This is a genomic window from Actinocorallia herbida, assembly GCF_003751225.1.
Classification (GTDB): domain Bacteria; phylum Actinomycetota; class Actinomycetes; order Streptosporangiales; family Streptosporangiaceae; genus Actinocorallia; species Actinocorallia herbida.
The window spans coordinates 8,424,343-8,440,233 of the sequence record NZ_RJKE01000001.1 but is presented as its reverse complement, the minus strand read 5'-3'; the positions used below and the strand labels follow the sequence as shown (position 1 = coordinate 8,440,233).

Genomic DNA, 15,891 nt, shown 5'->3' with positions numbered 1-15,891 from the left:
CCTAGGCGTCCTCGCCGGCCGCCCGCTCGGCCGCCTGGTACTGCGCGGCGAGGTGCTCGGCCACGACGAGGTCGAGCGGCGTCGTCACCTTGAGCAGCCCTTCGTCGCCCTCCACCACGGTGATCGGCACGTCGGGCAGGTACCGGTGCACGACGCCGCAGTCGTCCGTGGCGACGAAGGCCGGGTCCGCCAGAGCGCGCGCGTACGCGCGGCGCAGGGTGCCGAGTCGGAAGCCCTGGGGGGTCTGGAACCGGGCGAGGGTCGAGCGCGGCGGCATGTCGGCGACCAGCCCGCCCTCGACCGCGACGACCGTGTCGGTGACGGGCAGCGCGACCGCGACGGACTCGTGCGTCTCCAGCGCCGCGAGGCACCTGTCGATCACCGCGTGGCCGACGAACGCGCGGGCCGCGTCGTGGAAGAGCACCCGGGTCTCGTCCGGCGCGCCGGCGAGGACCTCCATCGCCTTGAGCGTCGAGGCCGTGCGGGTGTCGCCGCCCTCGACCACCCGGACACCGTGCGGCGCGCACAGCTCCTCGGCGGCCTCCAGATGCCCGCTCGCCATGACGACGATCACTTGATCGAGACCGGGAAAAGAGGCGAAAGTCCGGATCGGATAGGCCAGGAGAGGACGCCCGCCGACCCGGATGAGCTGCTTGGGGATGCCCGCGCCGACCCGCTGTCCGATTCCGCCCGCCAGGATGACGCCTGCTGTTTTCACCTGGTACTCCTCCGTTTCTGTCCCGTTCACCCACTAGGCTGGGGGCTTTCCGGACTACCTGCCGTGTGTTGGAGGCTGCGGGTGACGTTCGTGGTGCTGGCCACCGAGCCGGGCGACCCGACAGCCGAGCTGGACTACTCAGCCGGGACGACTCTGCTCGACCGGCTGCTAGGACAACTGGCGGCACTCAAGGTAGCGGACGTGCGTGTGATAGCACGGCCGCGGGCCGCTGAGGTGCTGCGCAAGAACGGGGCCGATGCTCGGGGCCTTGAGATCATCGAATCCGCCGACGTGGCGGGCGACCTGCGAGAGGTCGGCAGACTGGCACGGGCCAAGGGCGAGATGGTGATCGCGCACGGCGACCTCGTGGTGAGCGACGAGCTCCTCACCCGGCTCGTCCGCGACAAGACCACCACCGCGGTCACGGCCAAGCAGCCGGTCTCCGGCAGCCGCCCGGCCGTCCGGATCGCGGGCCGCAGGGTGGTGTCCGCCGGCTCGCGCTACCACCAGGTCACCGACCCCGACGGGGTGTTCCGCGGGCTGCTCAAGATCGTCGAGAGCGAGGCGCTCGCCGACGTGTGCGAGCGGCTGACCATGCTCGTCGACATGCTGCCCGAGGTCGAGCCCGTCCGGGTGCTCGGCCGGGAGCGCGGGAAGAGCCTCGACGTCTTCGTCGACAACACCGCGCGCGACGAGCTCGACAAGGCCGTCCGCCAGCATCGAGACCTCGGCACGACGGCGCCCGCCGAACCCGACACCGCGGCGCTCGTCCTGGTCGGCCTGGTCCGCGCCGGGATCCGGGTCACCGCGCGCAACGTCGACGTCCTGGTCTGCGAGCGCGCGCTGGACGCCGCCCAGGCCGCGGCGGCCCGCGAGGCCGTCGAGGCGATCGACGAGGACAGGGTCCGGCTGGACGCCGCGGTCAAGGGCGACGACGGCTGGTTCACCACCTACTTCGTCTCCACCTACTCCCGCTACATAGCGCGCTGGGCGGCCCGCAGGGGGCTCACCCCCAACGCCGTCACGTGCATCTCCATGGGCACGGCGGCGATCGCCGCGCTCTGGTTCGCCGACGGATCAAGGCTCGGCCTCGTCCTCGGCGCCGTCCTGCTGTACTTCGCGTTCGTCTTCGACTGCGTCGACGGGCAGGTCGCCCGCTACACCCGGCAGTACTCCACCCTCGGGGCCTGGCTCGACGCCACCTTCGACCGGGGCAAGGAGTACCTGGCGTACGCGGGCCTGGCCGTCGGCTACGGCGCCACCCACGTGGGCGACGTCTGGGGCCTGGCCTGCGCGGTGATCATCCTCCAGACCTGCCGGCACATGGTCGACTTCAGCTTCGCCGTGCACAAGGGTTCGGTCCCGCCCGCGCCGATCCGCGAACTGCCGCTCGACGTCCCCGACGACAGCCTGCTCGACCCGGCCCCCGCCGCCTCCCGGCACGCCGCGCCCCGCAAGGGCCTCGGCATGCTCGCGGTCCGCGCCTCCGCGGCCCTGGAGAACATCCCCGGCGCCCGCTGGGGCAAGAAGATCATCATTCTGCCGATCGGTGAGCGCTTCGCCCTGATCGCCCTGACGGCGGCCTTCTTCGACGCCAAGGTGACCTTCCTGGCCCTGCTCGCCTGGGGCGGCCTCGCCGCGGCCTACACCCTGTCCGGACGGATCCTGAGGTCCCTCGCATGACCGCCGCCACCGCCACCGAGGCCGCAGAACTGCGGGCCCAGAAGCGCGCCGCCGAACTCCGCGCCTACCGCGACGACGGCCCGATCGCCCGCGCGCTGGGCCAGCTCGCCCGCGGCCAGCTGCCGCCGCTCGCACCGGTCCTGGTCGCCGCGGTCCTCACGGTCGTCGCGCTGAGCCTCGGCGCCGGAATCGGCGAACTGCCCGCGCTGCTCGCGCCCGTCTCGCTGCTGCTGCTGGCCGGACCCTCGGCCACGCACCCGCACGGCGGCCGCCTCGACTGGCTCGTCCCGCCCCTGATCAGGGCCATCGAGTATGGTTACCTCGCCGTCCTGGGGTTCGCCCTGGACGTGCCGGAGCCGCTGGTCTACACGCTGCTCGCGGTGCTGGTCTACCACCACTACGACACCGTCTACCGGACCAGGCAGGGCCTGTGGCCGCCCGAATGGGTGTTCCAGGCGGGCCTCGGCTGGGACGGCCGGATGCTGATCGCCGCGATCGCCGCGGTGTTCGACGTCACCACCCCCGTCTACGCCGCGCTGGCGCTCTATCTGGGCGTCCTGTTCGGCTGGGAATCCGTGCGCACCTGGGTCGAGACCGACAAACGGACCGGCAAGGGCGCAGAAATCGATTTGGAAGAGGAGGCCGGCGCATGATCGGCATGATTCTGGCGGCGGGCGCGGGGCGTCGGCTCCGCCCGTACACCGACACCCTGCCGAAGGCGCTGGTGCCCGTCGACGGTGACACCACGATCATGGACATCTCGCTGAAGAACCTCAGCGAGGTCGGCCTGACGGAGATCGTCATCGTGGTCGGCTACTGCGCGGGCGCCGTCGAGGAGCGCAAGGCCGAGCTGGAAGCCAAGTACGGCGTCACCATCACCCTGGTCCACAACGACAAGGCCGAGGAGTGGAACAACGCCTACTCCATGTGGCTGGCCCGCGAGCACTTCGCCAAGGGCGTCCTCATGGTCAACGGCGACACCGTCCACCCCGTCTCGGTCGAGAAGACCCTGCTGGCCGCCCGCGAGGCGGGCCGCAGCCCCGGCATCCTGCTGGCCGTCGACGACGTCAAGAAGCTCGCCGACGAGGAGATGAAGGTCATCCTCTCGGCCGAGGGCACCCTCGAGCGGATCACCAAGCTCATGGACCCGTCGGACGCGGCCGGTGAGTACATCGGCGCGACCCTCCTGGAGCCCGAGGTCGCCGAGGCGCTCGCCGACTCCCTGAAGGCCACCTTCGAGAAGGACCCCGACCTCTACTACGAGGACGGCTACCAGGAGTTCGTCAACCGGGGCAACGCCATCGCGGTGGCCCCGATCGGCGACGTCTCCTGGGTCGAGGTCGACAACCACGACGACCTCGCCAAGGCCAGGGAGATCGCGTGCCACTACTGACGCGGATGCTGACCGCGCCGCTGTCGATCGACGTGCGGCGCGGGGCGATCGCGTCCCTCGGCGAGCTGCTCGCCGACCGGCGGATAGCCACCGAGGGCCGCGTCGCGGTCGCCGTCGGCCCCGGCCAGGGCGACGCCATCGCCGCGGACGTGCGGCCCTCGCTGGCCGACTGCGAGGTCTTCCGGGTGCCCGGCGGGACCGTCGACGCGGCGGTCCAGCTCGGCAGCCAGCTGCGCGGCGGCACCTACGAGGCGGTCGTGGCGATCGGCGGCGGCAAGACCATCGACGCCACCAAGTACGCCGCGACCCTCGCCGGGATCCCCATGGTCTCGGTCGCCACGAACCTCTCGCACGACGGGATCTGCTCGCCCGTCGCGTCGCTGGAGCACGAGAAGGGCAAGGGCTCCTTCGGCGTGGTCATGCCGATCGCGATGATCGTCGACCTCGACTACGTGCGGGCCGCCCCCGAACAGCTCGTCCGCTCCGGTGTCGGCGACGTGGTGAGCAACCTGTCGGCGGTCGCCGACTGGGAGCTGGCGCACGCCGAGACGGGCGAGCCCATCGACCGGCTCGCCCTGACCGTCGCGCGGACCGCCGCCGAGGCGCTGATCTACCAGCCCTCCTCGATCGAGTCCGACGCGTTCCTCACGGTCCTCGCCGAAGGACTCGTCCTGTCCGGCATGGCCATGTCGTTCGCCGGCTCGTCGCAGCCCGCCTCGGGCGGGGACCACGAGATCCTGCACGCCATCGACCGGCTGTTCCCCGGCACCGGCAACCATGGCGAACTCGCCGGGATCGGCGCCCTGTTCTGCCACTACCTGCGCCGCGAGTACCTCGGCGAGGACCCCTCCCGGGTCCGGATCGTCGCCGACTGCCTCGACCGGCACAGGCTCCCGCTCACCTGCAAGCACGTGGGCCTGTCGGCCGAGCAGTTCGCCGAGGCCGTCGCGTTCGCCCCCTCCACCCGGCCGGGCCGGTACACCGTCCTGGAGTACCTGAACCTTCCCGAGGACGAGATCCTCGCGGCCGTGCACAAGTACGTTCAGGAGTTCGGTAGCTGACATGCCTGCCAGGAGCTACTCCCTCAAGGAGATCCGCGAGAAGGGCCAGCCCCCCGGCCTGAAGGAACGCCGCAACGAGGAGCACTGGGCGGGCCGGCTGTACGCCCGCTCGGTCTCCCCGTACCTGACGTGGCTGCTCCTGCGGATGGGGCTGTCGCCGAACCAGATGACGTACCTGATGATCCTGTGCGGGATCGGCGCGGGCGTCGTGTTCGGCGTCGGGACGGGGATCGCGAGCGCCGTCGTCGGCGTGGTGCTCGTCCAGCTGTACCTGGTGCTGGACTGCTCGGACGGCGAAGCCGCGCGGGTCACCGGACGCACCTCGATCACCGGGGTCTTCCTCGACCGGCTCGGGCACTACTTCTCCGAGGTCTCCATCCTCATCGGCCTCGGCTTCCGAGCCCAGGCCCAGGCCGGATGGATCTTCGCGGAGGGCGGCTGGTGGGTGACGCTGGGCGTCGCCGCCGCACTGGGCGCCGCGCTGATCAAGGCCGAGACGGACAACGTGGTCGTCGCGCGGGCCAAGGCCGGGTTGCCGGCCGACCCTGAAGGCGGCGACCGGGCGCTGCGGCCCACCTCCACGTGGCTCGCGCTGGCCCGCCAGGCGGCCTCGCTGCTGAAGTTCCACCGGATCATCGGCGCGATCGAACTGTCACTGCTGATCCTCGTCGCGGCGATCCTCGACAAGGTGCTGGGGCTGCCCGACGTGCCCGACTCGCTCGGGTGGTTCGGCTACGCGCCCTACGAAGAGGCGCCCAACGGAGTCGACATCGTCAGCAACGAGGCCTACGGCAGCACGCTGTCCATCGGCTTCGGCAGCCCCATCTGGTCGGTGACACGCGGACTGACCGTCGCGGTCTTCGCCGTCGCCGTGGTGCAGACTCTGCTGCACTTCGTGAGCATCGTCGCGTCGCGGCGGCTGAAGTAGGCGCGGCGGCCGGAACCGGCATCTGAAAGAACGGGCGCGCAGGCGCTTGGAGCAAGGGCCCGGCGATGTCCGGGCCGGGAGAAGGGAGGGGTGTCCGGTGACGCTCTCGTTCGTCGTACTGACGATGGGGAACCGCCCGGTCGAACTCGACCGGTCACTGCGCAGCGCCCTCGACCAGGAGGGCGTCGAGGTCGAGATCGTCCTCGTCGGCAACGGCGTCCCGGGTGACTGGGCGGCGCCGATCGCCGACGACCGGATCCGGACCTTCCCGCTGCCGGAGAACCTCGGCGTGCCGGCCGGGCGCAACTACGGCGTCCGGGAGGCCAAGGGGGACATCATCGTGTTCCTCGACGACGACGGGTACTACCCGTCCCTCGACCTCGGGCTGCGGCTGGAGCGGATGTTCGCCGAGGACCCGAAGCTCGGGATCGTCTCCTTCCAGGTGAAGGACCCCGAAGGCGGGCCGGGGCAGCGGCGCCATGTGCCCAGGCTGCGCGCGGGCGACCCCGAGCGCTCCTCCGAGGTGACGACCTTCCTCGGCGGCGCGTCCGCGATGCGCAAGAGCGCGTTCGAGGCGGGCGGCGGCCTTCCGGAGAACTTCTTCTTCGCGCACGAGGAGACCGACCTCGCCTGGCAGGCCATCAACGCCGGATACCGGATCGTCTACGACGCCGAGTCCGTCATGTGCCACCCGGCGACCCTGGCGACCAGGCACGCGAGCTTCTACCGGTACAACGCGCGCAACCGCGTCTGGCTGGCGAGGCGGAACCTGCCGTGGCCGATCGGGATGACCTATCTGGGTGTGTGGGTCGGCATGACCGTGGTGCGGGAGCGGAAGCCCGCCGCGCTGAAGCCCTGGTTCAAGGGCTTCGCAGAGGGGTGGAAGACCGACGCGGGACCGCGCCGGCCCATCAGCTGGGGCGCCGCGTGGCGGATGACCAGGGCCGGGCGTCCGCCGATCATCTGAGCCGGACCTTTCTGACGAGCCGGGCCGCGCCTTCTCCGGAAGGCGCGGCCCGGCTCCGTCGTTTCCCGGCCACGGAGGCGGGGGGATCCCGGCGTTCCGGGCGCGAGCACCGTGGGGGTGGGGTAAGTTGGCCGGACGCGTCAGACGCCGAAAGGCTGACGAACCGCGACAAGGCCTCGGAATCCCGCTGGGATCCAGAACCGGTTCGCAGGTTTGGTTTGACGGACTCCAGGGGAGAGCGTAGAGTTCTCTCTTGTGCCCAACCGGGTGCGGGACGCGAAGCGGTCGAAAGATCGGGGCGGCCGGCCGGTGGGTAAATCGCCAGAAAAGAGAAGCCCTGCTACTGCATTGCCTCTTTTTAATGGCACAGCGGAAACCGGCTGAATTTGACAGCCAGCGCGGATCTGCTAAATTAGAAACATCGCAGCGAGGGAAACGCCGAAAGGCGCGGAACGAACTGCGAGTCCGTTTCTTGAGAACTCAACAGCGTGCTAAAAGTCAGTGCCAAATTAGGCCAGGACTTCGGTTCTGGTCATCCTCGTCTGAGGATTTCTTTGAGGCAAATGACAAGGTCAGCCAAGACCTTGTTCTTGCCAGTTTCAACACCTTTAGGTTTGGCTCGGAGCTTGCTTCGGGTCGGTAGACCTTAATGGAGAGTTTGATCCTGGCTCAGGACGAACGCTGGCGGCGTGCTTAACACATGCAAGTCGAGCGGAAAGGCCCTTCGGGGTACTCGAGCGGCGAACGGGTGAGTAACACGTGAGCAACCTGCCCCCGACTCTGGGATAAGCCCGGGAAACTGGGTCTAATACCGGATACGACACCGATCGGCATCGGTTGGTGTGGAAAGTTTTTCGGTTGGGGATGGGCTCGCGGCCTATCAGCTTGTTGGTGGGGTAGTGGCCCACCAAGGCGACGACGGGTAGCCGGCCTGAGAGGGCGACCGGCCACACTGGGACTGAGACACGGCCCAGACTCCTACGGGAGGCAGCAGTGGGGAATATTGCACAATGGGGGAAACCCTGATGCAGCGACGCCGCGTGCGGGATGACGGCCTTCGGGTTGTAAACCGCTTTCAGCAGGGACGAATCAAGACGGTACCTGCAGAAGAAGCGCCGGCTAACTACGTGCCAGCAGCCGCGGTAATACGTAGGGCGCAAGCGTTGTCCGGAATTATTGGGCGTAAAGAGCTCGTAGGCGGCTTGTCGCGTCGGGTGTGAAAGCCCACGGCTTAACCGTGGGTCTGCATCCGATACGGGCAGGCTAGAGGCAGGTAGGGGAGAACGGAATTCCCGGTGTAGCGGTGAAATGCGCAGATATCGGGAGGAACACCGGTGGCGAAGGCGGTTCTCTGGGCCTGTACTGACGCTGAGGAGCGAAAGCGTGGGGAGCGAACAGGATTAGATACCCTGGTAGTCCACGCCGTAAACGTTGGGCGCTAGGTGTGGGGACCTTCCACGGTTTCCGCGCCGCAGCTAACGCATTAAGCGCCCCGCCTGGGGAGTACGGCCGCAAGGCTAAAACTCAAAGGAATTGACGGGGGCCCGCACAAGCGGCGGAGCATGTTGCTTAATTCGACGCAACGCGAAGAACCTTACCAAGGCTTGACATCGCCGGAAAACTCGCAGAGATGCGGGGTCCTTTTGGGCCGGTGACAGGTGGTGCATGGCTGTCGTCAGCTCGTGTCGTGAGATGTTGGGTTAAGTCCCGCAACGAGCGCAACCCTCGTTCCATGTTGCCAGCACGTAATGGTGGGGACTCATGGGAGACTGCCGGGGTCAACTCGGAGGAAGGTGGGGATGACGTCAAGTCATCATGCCCCTTATGTCTTGGGCTGCAAACATGCTACAATGGCCGGTACAGAGGGCTGCGATACCGCAAGGTGGAGCGAATCCCTTAAAGCCGGTCTCAGTTCGGATTGGGGTCTGCAACTCGACCCCATGAAGTCGGAGTCGCTAGTAATCGCAGATCAGCAACGCTGCGGTGAATACGTTCCCGGGCCTTGTACACACCGCCCGTCACGTCACGAAAGTCAGCAACACCCGAAGCCCGTGGCCCAACCCGCAAGGGAGGGAGCGGTCGAAGGTGGGGCCGGCGATTGGGACGAAGTCGTAACAAGGTAGCCGTACCGGAAGGTGCGGCTGGATCACCTCCTTTCTAAGGAGCACGAGCTCAAACAGACCGGGCCACAAGGTCCGGCAGATAGAGCTGCTCGTTAGTTCGTGGAGCACTGACTATTCAGCAGGGACTGATCGTCCTTCCGCAAGTACAACCGAGGGGTTCGCCTCCCGGAGTGGAACGGGGTCGATCGAGGGTCTGGACCTGTTGAGCACGCTGTTGGGTCCTGAAGAAACGGGCGACCGTTTTCTTCGGTATCACACGGGCCAGGCCGATGAAGAGAGTGTTTCTCTTCGGATGCCTGGTAGCCGTCTGTTTTTTGAGAACTGCACAGTGGACGCGAGCATCTTAAAGCAATTTAAGAGCCTGAAATATCTGTTGCCGGACCCGTTGGGGTTCGGTGTCTGCAGAGTTTTTCAGTTCACATCTATGTCTTGGTATGGGCCAATTGTGTTTGGTCAAGTTTTTAAGGGCATACGGTGGATGTCTTGGCATCAGGAGCCGATGAAGGACGTGGGAGCCTGCGATATGCCTCGGGGAGTCGGCAACCAGACTTTGATCCGGGGATTTCCGAATGGGGAAACCTGGCACCTTTCATGGGGTGTCGCCGCCTGCTGAATGTATAGGCAGGTTGGTGGGAACGCGGGGAAGTGAAACATCTCAGTACCCGCAGGAAGAGAAAACAATAGTGATTCCGTGAGTAGTGGTGAGCGAAAGCGGAAGAGCCTAAACCGATCGTGTGTGATAGCCGGCGGGCGTTGCACGGTCGGGGTTGTGGGACCATCCCGTTGCCTCCGCTGGGGTAGCAAAGAGTTACAAAATCTCGTGGTAGTCGAACGGCATGGGAAGGCCGACCGTAGACGGTGAGAGTCCGGTAGACGAAATTGCGAGGTCTCTTGGGTGTGTTCCCGAGTAGCACGGAGCCCGTGAAATTCCGTGTGAATCTGCCACGACCACGTGGTAAGGCTGAATACTCCCTGATGACCGATAGCGGACAAGTACCGTGAGGGAAAGATGAAAAGTGCCCCGGTGAGGGGTCGTGAAATAGTACCTGAAACCGTGTGCCTACAAGCCGTCAGAGCGTCTCCAGTGGCTTTTGCTGCTGTCCGTGATGGCGTGCCTTTTGAAGAATGAGCCTGCGAGTTATGGTGTGTGGCGAGGTTAACCCGTGTGGGGGAGCCGTAGCGAAAGCGAGTCTGAATAGGGCGAACTTTAGTCGCATGCTGTAGACCCGAAGCGGAGTGATCTAGCCATGGGCAGGTTGAAGCGCCGGTAAGACGGTGTGGAGGACCGAACCCACCAGGGTTGAAAACCTGGGGGATGACCTGTGGTTAGGGGTGAAAGGCCAATCAAACTCCGTGATAGCTGGTTCTCCCCGAAATGCATTTAGGTGCAGCGTCGTATGTTTCTCGCCGGAGGTAGAGCTACTGGATGGCCGATGGGCCCTACAAGGTTACTGACGTCAGCCAAACTCCGAATGCCGGTGAGTGAGAGTACGGCAGTGAGACTGCGGGCGATAAGGTTCGTAGTCGAGAGGGAAACAGCCCAGATCATCGACTAAGGCCCCTAAGCGTGTGCTAAGTGGGAAAGGATGTGGAGTTGCGATGACAACCAGGAGGTTGGCTTAGAAGCAGCCACCCTTGAAAGAGTGCGTAATAGCTCACTGGTCAAGTGATTCCGCGCCGACAATGTAGCGGGGCTCAAGCACACCGCCGAAGTCGTGGCAATCAGTCTTATGGCTGGTTGGGTAGGGGAGCGTCGTGCAGCCGGTGAAGCCGCAGCGTGAGCTAGTGGTGGAGGCTGTACGAGTGAGAATGCAGGCATGAGTAGCGAATGAGCAGTGAGAAACTGCTCCGCCGGATGACCAAGGGTTCCTGGGGCAGGCTAATCCGCCCAGGGTAAGTCGGGACCTAAGGTGAGGCCGACAGGCGTAATCGATGGACAACGGGTTGATATTCCCGTACCCGCTGGTACGCGCCAACGCTGAACCTCGTGATACTAACCGCGCGAATCCCTCTCTGGATCCTTCGGGTGAAGGGGATGTGGGCTAGTCCGGGACCTGATCGGGTAGTAGGTGAGCGATGGGGTGACGCAGGAGGGTAGCTCAGCCCGGGCGATGGTCGTCCCGGGGTAAGGATGTAGGGCGAGAGATAGGCAAATCCGTCTCTCATGTGCCTGAGATCTGATGCCGAGCCGTTTTAGGCGAAGTGAGTGATCCCATGCTGCCGAGAAAAGCCTCTAGTGAGTGTACCGGCGGCCCGTACCCCAAACCGACTCAGGTGGTCAGGTAGAGAATACCAAGGCGATCGGGTGAACTGTGGTTAAGGAACTCGGCAAATTGCCCCCGTAACTTTGGGAGAAGGGGGGCCTTGAATGGTGATGGGACTTGCTCCTTGAGCTGTTCGGGGTCGCAGATACCAGGGGGAAGCGACTGTTTACTAAAAACACAGGTCCGTGCGAAGTCGTAAGACGCTGTATACGGACTGACGCCTGCCCGGTGCCGGAACGTTAAGAGGACCGGTTAGACCCGTGAGGGTCGAAGCTGAGAATCTAAGCGCCGGTAAACGGCGGTGGTAACTATAACCATCCTAAGGTAGCGAAATTCCTTGTCGGGTAAGTTCCGACCTGCACGAATGGCGTAACGACTTCCCCGCTGTCTCAACCACAGGCCCGGCGAAATTGCACTACGAGTAAAGATGCTCGTTACGCGCAGCAGGACGGAAAGACCCCGGGACCTTCACTATAGCTTGGCATTGGTGTTTGGAATGGCTTGTGTAGGATAGGTGGGAGACTGTGAAGTCCGGACGCTAGTTCGGGTGGAGTCATTGGTGAAATACCACTCTGGTTGTTTCGAATGTCTAACCCGCGCCCCTTATCGGGGTGGGGGACAGTGCCTGGTGGGTAGTTTAACTGGGGCGGTTGCCTCCCAAAGAGTAACGGAGGCGCCCAAAGGTTCCCTCAGCCTGGTTGGTAATCAGGTGGCGAGTGCAAGGGCACAAGGGAGCTTGACTGTGAGACCGACGGGTCGAGCAGGAGCGAAAGCTGGGCCTAGTGATCCGGCACCTACGTGTGGAAGTGGTGTCGCTCAACGGCTAAAAGGTACCCCGGGGATAACAGGCTGATCTTCCCCAAGAGTCCATATCGACGGGATGGTTTGGCACCTCGATGTCGGCTCGTCGCATCCTGGGGCTGGAGTAGGTCCCAAGGGTTGGGCTGTTCGCCCATTAAAGCGGCACGCGAGCTGGGTTTAGAACGTCGCGAGACAGTTCGGTCCCTATCCGCTGCGCGCGTAGGAGTCTTGCGAGGATCTGTCCCTAGTACGAGAGGACCGGGACGGACGGACCTCTGGTGTGCCAGTTGTTCTGCCAAGGGCACGGCTGGTTGGCTACGTTCGGAAGGGATAACCGCTGAAAGCATCTAAGCGGGAAACCTGCCTCTAGATGAGGACTCCCTCCACCTTACGGTGGGTAAGGCCCCCAACAGACTATTGGGTTGATAGGCCGGAGATGGAAGCACTGCAAGGTGTGGAGTCGACCGGTACTAATAGGCCGAGTGACTTGCCTACAACACATCCATGCTGCAAGACGTAACATGTGTGCTCGCGTCCCTGTGCGGTTCCCGGAAAACAGCCGGCCGAACCGCAACACCAAAAAAAGAGAATACTTTCGCTGACCGTTTGTGTCCGCGAGCTGAGGCTTGCGGCGGTTATGGCGGAGGGGAAACACCCGGTCCCATCTCGAACCCGGAAGTTAAGCCCTCCAGCGCCGATGGTACTGCACGGGAGACTGTGTGGGAGAGTAGGACACCGCCGCAATTGTTGTGAGGAAAGGCCCCGAACCACAGGTTCGGGGCCTTTCCGCATTCCCCGGGGATTCTTGCATTCCCGGGCCACTCCGCATATCCGGAGGGGTCCCGCAGGCGAAATGTGCCCCCAGGCCAGGGGCCTGGGGGCACACGGGACGGTCAGCGGTTGCCGAGGAGCTTTTCCCATTCAGGGTCGGTGGTGAGGACCGTGAGGCGTTGGGTGGCTCGGGAGACGGCCACGTAGAGGGTGCGGAGGCCGGTGGGGGATTGGGCGGCGACGGTTTCGGGGGAGAGCAGGACCGCGGCGTCGAATTCGAGGCCCTTGGCTTCGAGGACGTCGAGCAGCTGGACGCGGTCGGGGACGTCCCAGGTCTCCTTGGGCCAGCCGAGCGGGAGGATCACGCCGATGGTGCCCTCGACCTGGCCGAGGAGGTCCACGACGGCGTCGCGGGCGGCGTGCAGGAGGGTCGGCTGGTCGGCGTCCTGGTGGAGGGCGATGACCGCGTCGTGGCCGCTGCGCCGGACGGCGCGCGCCGGGGTCGCGTCGGGCACGGCCCTGGCGAGGACGCGGGTCGCGACCGAGGCGATCTCGATGGAGTTGCGGTAGTTCGTGGTGAGCTCGTAGGCGTGGTGCGGACGGCGCGGGGTGCGGGAGGGCCCGCCGCGCCTGTTGCGCCCGCCTCGGCGTCCTCCGGGCCCGCGGGACGGGGCCTGGCCGTGGCCGGGGGCCTCGGCGATGCCGAGGGCCGCGGACATGGCCTGCCGGGACGCCGCGAGGTCCTCCCATGCCGACTGCGCGGGGTCCTCCACGACGGTCCAGGTGGCCTGGCGACCGCGGCGGCCGAGCATCCGCCACTGCATCGGGGACAGGTCCTGGGCCTCGTCCACGACGACGTGCCCGAAGTCCGTGGCCTCCTCGGCCTCGTCGTCGACGCGGCGGGCCCGCTCGGACCGTTCGATGGAGGTGCTCAGCTCGCGGTACTCCGGCTCCCAGTCGGCGACCTCCTCGCCGGTGAGGATGTTGACGCCGTCGACCACGTACGGGTCGTCCTCGCGGACCTTGCCCGCGGCGCGCGGCGGCCGGCCGAGGACCGCGTCGATCTCGTCGAGGAGCGCGACGTCCTGGTAGGACCAGTCGTCCTCGCGGGCGAACGACGCGGCGAGGCGGCCGATCTGGGCGGGGGAGAGGTCGCGGCCGGCGGCCTCGCGCAGCCGCTCGGGGTCGCCGAGCGCGCGCAGCACCTCGCCGGGCGTGCGGATCGGCCACCAGGCGGTGAGGAAGTCGCCGAACTGGTCGCGGGCGTTGGCGATGAACTCGCCGCGCTTGATGCCGGGGGCGTCGACGAGGCCGCCGATCTCCACGAACCTGTCCCACAGGGCGTCGAGGAGGGTCTCGGCGACCTTGCGGCGCGCGGTGTTGACGCTGCCGGAGACGCGCTGGTGGATCTGGCGGCGGATCTTGTCCAGCCGGTGCCGGTCGAGCCTGACGACGACGCCCGCGTGCACGACCGTCAGGAGGTCGGGGGCGTCCGGCGGGTGGTCGCCGACCGCGCGCCGCATGATCCCGGCCATCGCGCCCGCGCCCTTGATCCGGCTCAGCTCGGGGGTGTCGTGCCGGGTGGCGACGACGCCGGAGACGAGGTCGCCGAGTGAGCGCAGCGCCGCCGAGCCCTCGCCGAGCGACGGCAGGACCCGTTCGATGTAGGCGGTGAACCGCTGGTTGGGGCCGACGATGAGGACGCCGCGGCCGCCGAACCTGCGGCGGTGGTGGAAGAGCAGATAGGCGACCCGGTGCAGGGCGACCGCGGTCTTTCCGGTGCCGGGCCCGCCGCGCACGATGACCGTGCCGTCGGCGGGGGCGCGGATGATGACGTCCTGCTCGCGCTGGATCGTGGCGACGATGTCGCGCATCGCGCCTTCGCGGGTGCGGGCGAGGGACGCGAGGAACGCGCCGTCGCCGACGACGGTGAGGCCGTCGGCGCGCGCGGGCTGCAGGAGGTCGTCCTCGATGTCGATGACGCGGTGGCCGCGCGAGTGCAGGACCCGGCGGCGGATGACGTCGCGCGGGTCCTCGGGGGTCGCGCGGTAGAACGCCTCGGCGGCGGGGGCGCGCCAGTCGATGACGAGGGACTCGTGGTCGCGGGTGCGGACGCCCACCCTGCCGATGTAAAGCGGACCGTTCCGTTCGGACGCCTTGTCCTCGGCCCCTTCAGGCGCCTCGACGGTGGCGGCCGCCGCCTTGACGCCCAGGTCGAGCCGGCCGAAGACGAGCCCGTCGTCGGCGATGTTCAGCGCCTGGGCGCGCAGTGACGCCTGGTAGACCATCGCGTCCCGGTCGACCAGTGAACTGCGGGTCCCGGCCTGCGCCTGCCGGAAGCCCTCCCGCAGCATGTGCTCGGCCTCGCTCCGCATCTCGCCGAGCCGGACGTAGGCGGCGTCGACCCGGGTCTGCTCCGCGGCGATCTCCGCGTCTTTGACCTGCCCCGCGCCCGGCCCGGACGCGGGTCCGGCGCCCGGCCCGCCCACTTCGGTCGACAATGCTTCTCCTGATTCGCTGTGCCGCGCCTCCGGCGCGGTGGTCTTCGGGAGCCTGAGATCCCCGGCCCTGCCACTTCGGCCTCGCCCGCTCCGCGAGCGCGCATCCTATGCAGCTTAGGCGGTCGGGGGTGTTCAGGTGGAGGGCCGGTCCGCGGGGGTCTCCAGGGCCGCCTTGATCCCGGTGAGGGTGGTGCGCATGCCGGCGCGGTTGAGGGCGGCGCGGCGGGCGGGCGGGGTGCCGGTGAAGACGCGGCCGAGGAGGGAGACGAGGGGGGCGGTGCGGCTGCCGCGGCGGAGGTCCTGCCAGTACTCGGTGAGGCGGGTGCCGGAGCCGACGGGTTCGAGGCGGTAGCCCCACAGGGCGACCTCCATGCCGAAGGACATGACGCGGAAGGCGAAGACCCTCTCCGGGTCGTGGACGGTGACCTCGCAGTTGGTGAACCAGACGAAGGGGCCGCGCCGGTTGAATCCGACGAACCTGCTGAACTCCTCGATCGGCTCGTCGCGGACCCAGACCCGGAACACCTCGGGCGACCAGCGGACGACCTGGCGGGGATCGGACACCGCGGCGAAGACCGTCTCGGGGGAGGCGTCTATCAGCACGCTCTCCTCGGCGACCCATTCCCGTTCGGCTCCGGTCTCAGCTCCCATGGGCCGATCCTCCCGCACTACGGTGAATCC

The 15,891-nt window shown here is 66.7% G+C and carries 9 protein-coding genes and 3 rRNA genes; 9 read left to right on the top strand and 3 right to left on the bottom strand.

Annotated features, from left to right (window positions below; genetic code table 11):
• Position 1: 1 nt before the first annotated feature.
• On the bottom strand, positions 2-718 hold the full coding sequence (ispD, locus tag EDD29_RS38305; RefSeq protein ID WP_123669074.1) for a 2-C-methyl-D-erythritol 4-phosphate cytidylyltransferase: 717 nt from the start codon (positions 716-718) through the stop codon (positions 2-4).
• 81 nt (positions 719-799) lie between these two features.
• On the opposite strand from ispD, the gene EDD29_RS47930 reads away from it, so the two are divergent.
• The 9 genes from EDD29_RS47930 to rrf all read left to right on the top strand — a co-directional run bounded on the left by EDD29_RS47930 (position 800) and on the right by rrf (position 12,682).
• On the top strand, positions 800-2,401 hold the full coding sequence (locus EDD29_RS47930; protein ID WP_123669073.1) for a CDP-alcohol phosphatidyltransferase family protein: 1,602 nt from the start codon (positions 800-802) through the stop codon (positions 2,399-2,401).
• A complete protein-coding gene (locus EDD29_RS47925) occupies positions 2,398-3,054 on the top strand; it encodes a DUF5941 domain-containing protein (protein ID WP_123669072.1) in 657 nt (218 codons plus the stop codon). Before EDD29_RS47930 ends, EDD29_RS47925 begins: the two co-directional genes overlap by 4 nt.
• Entirely contained in the window at positions 3,051-3,794 is a 744-nt protein-coding gene (locus EDD29_RS38290) for a phosphocholine cytidylyltransferase family protein (RefSeq protein WP_123669071.1), read from the top strand. Before EDD29_RS47925 ends, EDD29_RS38290 begins: the two co-directional genes overlap by 4 nt.
• A gap of 5 nt (positions 3,795-3,799) precedes the next feature.
• Positions 3,800-4,855 carry an iron-containing alcohol dehydrogenase family protein gene (locus EDD29_RS38285; RefSeq protein ID WP_123669070.1) on the top strand — a complete coding sequence of 352 codons (1,056 nt, stop codon included), beginning with the start codon at positions 3,800-3,802 and terminating at the stop codon, positions 4,853-4,855.
• Between the two features lies 1 nt (position 4,856).
• Positions 4,857-5,783 (top strand): CDP-alcohol phosphatidyltransferase family protein, encoded by a 927-nt coding sequence (locus EDD29_RS38280; protein WP_123670946.1) that lies wholly within the window; start codon positions 4,857-4,859, stop codon positions 5,781-5,783.
• A 97-nt stretch (positions 5,784-5,880) separates the two neighbouring features.
• Positions 5,881-6,750, top strand: coding sequence for a glycosyltransferase family 2 protein (locus EDD29_RS38275; protein WP_425454999.1), 870 nt, complete (start codon positions 5,881-5,883; stop codon positions 6,748-6,750).
• 646 nt (positions 6,751-7,396) lie between these two features.
• A 16S ribosomal RNA gene (locus tag EDD29_RS38270) occupies positions 7,397-8,907 on the top strand.
• Positions 8,908-9,324: 417 nt separating this feature from the next.
• Positions 9,325-12,433: ribosomal RNA gene (locus EDD29_RS38265) — 23S ribosomal RNA — on the top strand.
• Between the two features lie 132 nt (positions 12,434-12,565).
• A 5S ribosomal RNA gene (rrf, locus tag EDD29_RS38260) occupies positions 12,566-12,682 on the top strand.
• The 16S, 23S and 5S rRNA genes sit together here, the layout of an rRNA operon.
• Positions 12,683-12,831: 149 nt before the next feature.
• Here rrf and EDD29_RS38255 read toward each other — a convergent pair.
• Together EDD29_RS38255 and EDD29_RS38250 are read right to left on the bottom strand one after the other, a co-directional pair.
• The gene (locus tag EDD29_RS38255; RefSeq protein ID WP_246053215.1) at positions 12,832-15,210 is read right to left on the bottom strand and encodes a HelD family protein; all 2,379 of its coding nucleotides are present in this window, start codon (positions 15,208-15,210) and stop codon (positions 12,832-12,834) included.
• 132 nt (positions 15,211-15,342) lie between these two features.
• Entirely contained in the window at positions 15,343-15,861 is a 519-nt protein-coding gene (locus EDD29_RS38250) for an SRPBCC family protein (RefSeq protein WP_123669069.1), read from the bottom strand.
• Positions 15,862-15,891: the final 30 nt, after the last annotated feature.